This window comes from Streptomyces sp. CO7 (assembly GCF_053474865.1).
The window spans coordinates 293,244-295,499 of record NZ_JBRIOU010000004.1; the positions used below are offsets into that span (position 1 = coordinate 293,244).

At 73.8% G+C, this 2,256-nt stretch carries 1 protein-coding gene; it reads left to right on the forward strand.

From position 1 onward, the window contains the following. Positions 1-3: 3 nt before the first annotated feature. A partial coding sequence (glgB, locus tag ACOV8S_RS14030) for a 1,4-alpha-glucan branching enzyme (RefSeq protein ID WP_448318858.1) occupies positions 4-2,256 on the forward strand: 2,253 nt, incomplete at its 3' end.

Sequence of the window (2,256 nt, forward strand, 5' to 3'; positions counted from 1 at the left end):
CCCGTGGACCGGCCCGACGGGCCGTCGCCCGCCGCCGCGCCGCGCCCCGCGCCGCTGGAGGTGGTCCCCGCGCCGTGTCCGCCCGAGGACCGGGAGCGGCTGCTGGCCGGAACCCACCACGACCCGCACGGCGTGCTCGGCGCCCACCCGGCCGACGGCGGCACGGTGGTCCGCGCCCTGCGCCCGCACGCCCGCTCGGTCACCGTGGTCGCCGAGGGGCTGCGGGCCGAACTCCACGACGACGGCGACGGCTTCTTCTCCGGCCGCCTCCCGCTCGCCCACGACCAGTTCGCCGACGACCAAGGGGCGCCCGCCTACCGGTTGCTGGTCGGTTACGAGAGCGGCACGCACGAGACCGAGGACGCCTACCGATTCCTGCCCTCCCTCGGCGACCTGGACCTCCACCTGATCGGCGAGGGCCGCCACGAGGAGCTGTGGAAGGCCCTCGGCGCGGAGCCCATGGTCCACCAGGGCGTCACCGGCACCCGCTTCACCGTCTGGGCGCCCAACGCGCGCGGGGTGCGGGTGACCGGCACCTTCAACTTCTGGGACGGCACCGGCTTCCCGATGCGCTCGCTGGGCGCCACGGGCGTCTGGGAGCTGTTCGTCCCCGCGGTCGGCGAGGGCGAGCTCTACAAGTTCGAGATCACCCGCCCCGACGGCAGCCGCACCCTGCGCGCCGACCCGATGGCCCGCCGCACCGAGTGCCCGCCCGCGACCGCCTCCGTGATCACCTCCTCGGACTACGAGTGGGGCGACCGGGAGTGGCTGGAGCGGCGCGGCGCGGTCCCCGCCCACGAGGCGCCGCTCTCCGTCTACGAGGTGCACCTGCCGTCCTGGCGGCCGGGGCTGGGCTACCGGGAGCTCGCCGAGCAGCTGCCCGCGTACGTCGCGGAGCTCGGCTTCACCCACGTCGAGCTGATGCCGGTCGCCGAGCACCCCTTCGGAGGCTCCTGGGGCTACCAGGTCACCGGCTTCTACGCCCCGACGGCCCGGATGGGCACCCCGGACGACTTCAAGTTCCTGGTCGACAGCCTGCACCGGGCCGGCATCGGCGTGATCATGGACTGGGTGCCCGCGCACTTCCCGCGTGACGCCTGGGCGCTGGCGGAGTTCGACGGCCGCCCCCTGTACGAGCACCCGGACCCGCAGCGGGCCGCCCACCCCGACTGGGGGACGCTGGAGTTCGACCTGGGGCGGCGCGAGGTGCGCAACTTCCTGGTCGCCAACGCCGTGTACTGGTGCGAGGAGTTCCACATCGACGGCCTGCGGGTGGACGCCGTCGCCTCGATGCTCTACCTCGACTACAGCCGCGAGGACGGGCAGTGGACGCCCAACGAGCACGGCGGCCGGGAGAACCTGGACGCGGTGGCCTTCCTGCAGGAGATGAACGCCACCGTCTACCGCCGGGTCCCCGGCGTGGTGACCATCGCGGAGGAGTCCACCGCCTGGGACGGGGTCACCCGCGCCACCCACCACGTCGGCCCGTCCGGCTTCGGCGGCCTGGGCTTCGGCCTGAAGTGGAACATGGGCTGGATGCACGACTCGCTGGAGTACATGGCGCACGACCCGGTGCACCGGGCGTACCACCACGACCGGATCACCTTCTCCATGGTGTACGCGTACAGCGAGAACTACGTGCTGCCGATCTCGCACGACGAGGTGGTGCACGGCAAGGGGTCGCTGGTGTCCAAGATGCCGGGCGACTGGTGGCGTCGGCGGGCCGACCTGCGGGCGTACCTGGGCTTCATGTGGGCCCACCCCGGCAAGCAGCTGCTCTTCATGGGGCAGGAGTTCGCGCAGGGCGCGGAGTGGTCGGAGGCGCACGGCCCGGACTGGTGGCTGCTCGACCCGTCGTACGGAGCGGCGGCCGACCACCGCGGGGTGCGGGATCTGGTCGGCGACCTCAACGCCGTGTACCGGCGGACGCCGGCGCTGTGGCAGCGGGACGTCTCGCCGGACGGGTTCCGGTGGGTCCTGGCGGACGGGGCCGGGGACAACGTGCTGGCGTTCCTGCGCTACGACGCGGAGGGCTCGCCGCTGCTGGCGGTGTGCAACTTCTCCCCCGTGGTGCGGGAGGACTTCCGGGTGGGGGTGCCCGACGACGTTCCCGCCTGGACGGAGGTCCTCTGCACGGACGCGGCGCGCTACGGCGGCTCCGGCCTCTCCCCGACCGGCGACGCCGCCCCCGTGAAGCCGGAGCCCCAGCCCTGGCACGGCCTCCCCGCGAGCCTCCGCCTCACCCTGCCCCCACTG